Origin of the sequence: Streptococcus sp. HMSC057G03 (assembly GCF_001808745.1) — a bacterium.
Lineage (GTDB): Bacteria > Bacillota > Bacilli > Lactobacillales > Streptococcaceae > Streptococcus > Streptococcus parasanguinis_Z.
In genome coordinates, this window is sequence record NZ_KV794412.1 from 1 (window position 1) to 5,240 (window position 5,240).

At 36.1% G+C, this 5,240-nt stretch carries 7 protein-coding genes; 3 read left to right on the plus strand and 4 right to left on the minus strand.

Features of this window, described 5'->3' with window-relative positions; all coding sequences use genetic code 11:
- The first annotated feature begins 246 nt into the window (after positions 1 to 246).
- The 3 genes from HMPREF2686_RS00005 to msr(D) all read left to right on the plus strand — a co-directional run bounded on the left by HMPREF2686_RS00005 (position 247) and on the right by msr(D) (position 3,603).
- Positions 247 to 417: a hypothetical protein gene (locus HMPREF2686_RS00005; RefSeq protein ID WP_000873143.1), complete on the plus strand. Its 171-nt coding sequence runs from the start codon at positions 247 to 249 to the stop codon at positions 415 to 417.
- Between the two features lie 385 nt (positions 418 to 802).
- A complete protein-coding gene (mef(A), locus tag HMPREF2686_RS00010) occupies positions 803 to 2,020 on the plus strand; it encodes a macrolide efflux MFS transporter Mef(A) (RefSeq protein WP_000417519.1) in 1,218 nt (405 codons plus the stop codon).
- A 119-nt stretch (positions 2,021 to 2,139) separates the two neighbouring features.
- Positions 2,140 to 3,603, plus strand: coding sequence for an ABC-F type ribosomal protection protein Msr(D) (msr(D), locus tag HMPREF2686_RS00015; RefSeq protein WP_000420313.1), 1,464 nt, complete (start codon positions 2,140 to 2,142; stop codon positions 3,601 to 3,603).
- A gap of 117 nt (positions 3,604 to 3,720) precedes the next feature.
- Here the strand turns inward: msr(D) and HMPREF2686_RS00020 are convergent, their stop codons facing one another.
- The 4 genes from HMPREF2686_RS00020 to HMPREF2686_RS00035 are packed head-to-tail and all read right to left on the minus strand — an operon-like array spanning position 3,721 to position 4,965.
- Positions 3,721 to 4,020 (minus strand): DUF5960 family protein, encoded by a 300-nt coding sequence (locus tag HMPREF2686_RS00020; protein WP_001072467.1) that lies wholly within the window; start codon positions 4,018 to 4,020, stop codon positions 3,721 to 3,723.
- Complete coding sequence (locus HMPREF2686_RS00025; protein WP_000567222.1) at positions 4,007 to 4,375, minus strand: hypothetical protein; 369 nt, start codon at positions 4,373 to 4,375, stop codon at positions 4,007 to 4,009. The genes HMPREF2686_RS00020 and HMPREF2686_RS00025 overlap by 14 nt, the downstream gene beginning before the upstream one ends.
- Before the next feature lie 12 nt (positions 4,376 to 4,387).
- Complete coding sequence (locus HMPREF2686_RS00030; RefSeq protein ID WP_000806926.1) at positions 4,388 to 4,723, minus strand: DinB/UmuC family translesion DNA polymerase; 336 nt, start codon at positions 4,721 to 4,723, stop codon at positions 4,388 to 4,390.
- Entirely contained in the window at positions 4,720 to 4,965 is a 246-nt protein-coding gene (locus HMPREF2686_RS00035) for a hypothetical protein (protein WP_001813542.1), read from the minus strand. Before HMPREF2686_RS00035 ends, HMPREF2686_RS00030 begins: the two co-directional genes overlap by 4 nt.
- Positions 4,966 to 5,240: the final 275 nt, after the last annotated feature.

Sequence of the window (5,240 nt, forward strand, 5' to 3'; positions counted from 1 at the left end):
GGTACGTGTTTGTTTCCATTGACAAGGAGTTTGTGGGAATAGAAATGTACCCACCTTGTTTGAATCAAGTGAAGTGTAGTTGAAGGAAATCTGTTGAAAGCAATACTTCATTTTACCGAATAAGTAATAATTTAGGCAACTTCAAATCGATTAAAAAAAACTATTTTAAAGGTTAAGAGTAGACAAAAATTGTCCACTCTTTTTTGCAAACTCAATTTATCAATAAATGAAATGAGGGAATGTAAAATGAAATATTTTGAGGTTGAGTTAGAAAATCCTGATGAATTTTTAAAACTACAAACAGAAGATTTTGTGAAAGCTAATCGCTTGCTACTAAGGAAGATAATCCAGAGCGTTACAGTCTATGAAGAAAACTTCGTCATATCCTTTAAATCTGGCATCGAATTGGAAGTATGAGTCTCATTCCATAACTTTTATATTGAACATATCATCTTGTTGTGTTATACTATAAATTGATATAAACAAAGATGTAGGAGGAACCGAAACTATGACAGCCTCAATGCGTTTAAGATAAGCTGGCAATAAAAAAAGCAGAATCTATACCCGATGATAGGCTTTTTTGTTGTGCTTATTTATACGATATTGAGCATTCATTAGTTACGGTGAGGATATTGGTTATTTAACTATACCTTTATTTAACTATGTCTTTAATATGAATGTTTCCAAATTGTATGTATGCAGACCAAAAGCCACATTGTGGGGTTTGGCCTGCATTTTTTATTGCCTAGAATGCTATTCAAAATAGAAATTCAAGCAAAATAATATGCAGGAGATAATATAAATGGAAAAATACAACAATTGGAAACGAAAATTTTATGCAATATGGGCAGGGCAAGCAGTATCATTAATCACTAGTGCCATCCTGCAAATGGCGATTATTTTTTACCTTACAGAAAAAACAGGATCTGCGATGGTCTTGTCTATGGCTTCATTAGTAGGTTTTTTACCCTATGCGATTTTGGGACCTGCCATTGGTGTGCTAGTGGATCGTCATGATAGGAAGAAGATAATGATTGGTGCCGATTTAATTATCGCAGCAGCTGGTGCAGTGCTTGCTATTGTTGCATTCTGTATGGAGCTACCTGTCTGGATGATTATGATAGTATTGTTTATCCGTAGCATTGGAACAGCTTTTCATACCCCAGCACTCAATGCGGTTACACCACTTTTAGTACCAGAAGAACAGCTAACGAAATGCGCAGGCTATAGTCAGTCTTTGCAGTCTATAAGCTATATTGTTAGTCCGGCAGTTGCAGCACTCTTATACTCCGTTTGGGATTTAAATGCTATTATTGCCATCGACGTATTGGGTGCTGTGATTGCATCTATTACGGTAGCAATTGTACGTATACCTAAGCTGGGTAATCAAGTGCAAAGTTTAGAACCAAATTTCATAAGGGAGATGAAAGAAGGAGTTGTGGTTCTGAGACAAAACAAAGGATTGTTTGCCTTATTACTCTTAGGAACACTATATACTTTTGTTTATATGCCAATCAATGCACTATTTCCTTTAATAAGCATGGAACACTTTAATGGAACGCCTGTGCATATTTCTATTACGGAAATTTCCTTTGCATTTGGGATGCTAGCAGGAGGCTTATTATTAGGAAGATTAGGGGGCTTCGAAAAGCATGTATTACTAATAACAAGTTCATTTTTTATAATGGGGACCAGTTTAGCCGTTTCGGGAATACTTCCTCCAAATGGATTTGTAATATTCGTAGTTTGCTGTGCAATAATGGGGCTTTCGGTGCCATTTTATAGCGGTGTGCAAACAGCTCTTTTTCAGGAGAAAATTAAGCCTGAATATTTAGGACGTGTATTTTCTTTGATCGGAAGTATCATGTCACTTGCTATGCCAATTGGGTTAATTCTTTCTGGATTCTTTGCTGATAAAATCGGTGTAAATCATTGGTTTTTACTATCAGGTATTTTAATTATTGGCATTGCTATAGTTTGCCAAATGATAACTGAGGTTAGAAAATTAGATTTAAAATAAACAATATTGGAGGAATATTTATGTATCTTATTTTCATGTAACTCTTCCTGCTAAAATCGCAGGGTTTTCCCTGCATACAAGCAAATGAAAGCATGCGATTATAGACAGGAGGAAATGTTATGGAATTAATATTAAAAGCAAAAGACATTCGTGTGGAATTCAAAGGACGCGATGTTTTAGATATAAATGAATTAGAAGTATATGATTATGACCGTATTGGTTTAGTAGGAGCAAATGGTGCTGGAAAAAGCACTTTACTCAGGGTACTTTTAGGAGAATTAACTCCCCCAGGATGTAAAATGAATCGTCTGGGTGAACTTGCCTATATTCCCCAGTTGGACGAAGTAACTCTGCAGGAGGAAAAAGATTTTGCACTTGTAGGCAAGCTAGGTGTTGAGCAATTAAATATACAGACTATGAGCGGTGGTGAAGAAACAAGGCTTAAAATAGCACAGGCCTTATCGGCACAGGTTCATGGTATTTTAGCGGATGAACCTACGAGCCATTTAGACCGTGAAGGAATTGATTTTCTAATAGGACAGCTAAAATATTTTACAGGTGCACTGTTAGTTATTAGCCATGACCGCTATTTTCTTGATGAAATAGTAGATAAAATATGGGAACTGAAAGATGGCAAAATCACTGAGTATTGGGGAAACTATTCTGATTATCTTCGTCAGAAAGAGGAAGAACGTAAGAGCCAAGCTGCAGAATACGAACAATTTATTGCGGAACGTGCCCGATTGGAAAGGGCTGCGGAGGAAAAGCGAAAACAGGCTCGTAAAATAGAACAGAAGGCAAAAGGTTCTTCAAAGAAAAAAAGTACTGAAGACGGAGGGCGTTTAGCTCATCAAAAATCAATAGGAAGTAAGGAAAAAAAGATGTATAATGCTGCTAAAACCCTAGAGCACAGGATTGCGGCCTTAGGAAAAGTAGAAGCTCCGGAAGGCATTCGCAGAATTCGTTTCAGGCAAAGTAAAGCATTGGAGCTCCATAATCCATACCCTATAGTCGGTGCAGAAATTAATAAAGTATTTGGGGATAAGGCTCTGTTTGAAAATGCATCTTTTCAAATTCCGTTAGGAGCAAAAGTGGCGTTAACTGGTGGTAATGGAATCGGAAAAACAACTTTAATCCAAATGATCTTAAACCATGAAGAAGGAATTTCTATTTCGCCTAAGGCAAAAATAGGTTACTTTGCACAGAATGGTTACAAGTACAACAGTAATCAGAATGTTATGGAGTTTATGCAGAAGGATTGTGACTACAATATATCAGAAATTCGTTCAGTGCTAGCATCTATGGGGTTCAAACAGAACGATATTGGAAAAAGTTTATCTGTTTTAAGCGGTGGAGAAATTATAAAATTGTTGCTTGCTAAAATGCTCATGGGTAGATATAACATCCTAATAATGGATGAACCCAGTAACTTCCTTGACATACCAAGTTTAGAGGCTTTGGAAATACTAATGAAGGAGTACACCGGAACTATCGTGTTTATCACCCACGATAAACGATTACTCGAAAATGTAGCAGATGTAGTTTATGAAATTAGAGATAAGAAAATAAATCTGAAACATTAAATTTAAGGTAGTCGCTGGTCAGTATAGTCTGTTCTGGTTGGCGACTCCATTGTTAAAGAGTATAAAGACTTTAGATTTTATGAATATTAAAAATAGGAACAGTCAATTGAACTGCTCCTATTTTTCTGCTAAATATATTGTAGTTTTCTTATATGTATAATGATAGATTAGCGGATTCTCATCTACGGTACTTACTTCAAATATGAAGAAGTGATCGCGGTTATCTCTGGACTTTTCCTTATTGAGGACAAAGTAATTCTTACGTGAAGTCGCCATTGTTTTTAGGATATCATCAGTTAGGAAGGTCAATGGAATATTCATGTTAGAGTAGCGGTAGAAGTCACGTTCAAAATCTTGGTAGCTCTCGCTATAATAGTCCATTTGTAGGTGATTACGCTGAAACTCAAGCTGATTCATAGAGCACCTCCTCGACAAGTTCAATACTAATAATGTCTTTTAATTTCAAATTGATGTGACCTGTTGTAGTTTTTATCAAAATGAAATCTTTGGTCAGACTTGGTATTGTTCCAGTGTAGGAAACACGCTTGTTTTTTTCAATCACTTGAATGCGTGTGCGTAGCTGCCCGGCGTATACTTGACTGAGGAGTAATAATTTCTTCTCTAGTGATAAGTCAGACATGTACGTTACTTTGTTTGTATCATCAGAGAGTGCTGATGCATGTTCAGATAGGAAAAAGCCCATCCATTTTTGCATCTTTGTATCCTGGTACTCTCTTGCTGATTGAAATGGTAAATATGAACGGTCAATCATATCAAATCCTTTCTATGCAGAGGCAAGGGTATTTTTATCAAATTGAATCGTAAAACCTTGAATTCCCCCACCTGTGTAACATTCTTTAAAGCGATTGATTACCTCAGTATAGATTATCACAGATGAGCTTGTTGGCTTAATGCTAAATGTAAATTCCAATGGTAATCGGTTTTCAGATTTAGCATGTACTAGTCGTATCGATATTTCAGTTGTTTTGAGTTTTCTCTGACGAAGTTTTGAAGTTGCTGTTTCAACGATTCCATGTAAAAATCTTTCAAGCATTTCAATATCATTACATCCTTTGCTACGGATTTCTGAAAATTGTACTGTATTTTTTTCTTGTTTCATTTTAATCCCTCCAATCCACCCGCGGAATGACCACCGATAAGTTTACTGCGTTCAATATTTCTGGAACCTTCAGTTAGGACGGTTCCTTTTTGTATGGCTAAAAAACCAAACTGTTCTCTGACAACATCAATAGCTGTCTGAAGTCTATTATCTTTTTCAATTTGTTCTACATCATCAAAGAGTGATAGTAGAGTATAGCTTTCATCTACGAAGCCACTATAAGATACACCAATTTGTCTCACTGCACCAGAGGTGTATTTTTTCGGAATAATACAAGTACATGACTCACCATTGTTTTGGGGAGATTTGCGGGTTCAATTTTATTCTGAGCATTTATAGATTTTTTCATCTCAGTCCTAGAATAGCCAATATGAATAGAAACGACAGTAGTCAATACTAGGGCTACTGTTCCGTTCCACAGTATCATTTAAAAATCATTTTCACACCCTTTCGTCTATTAGTATAGAAGAAAGCTCTCAGCACATGTTGAGTGTGTAAGTTTGTTAGTGAAACGTAG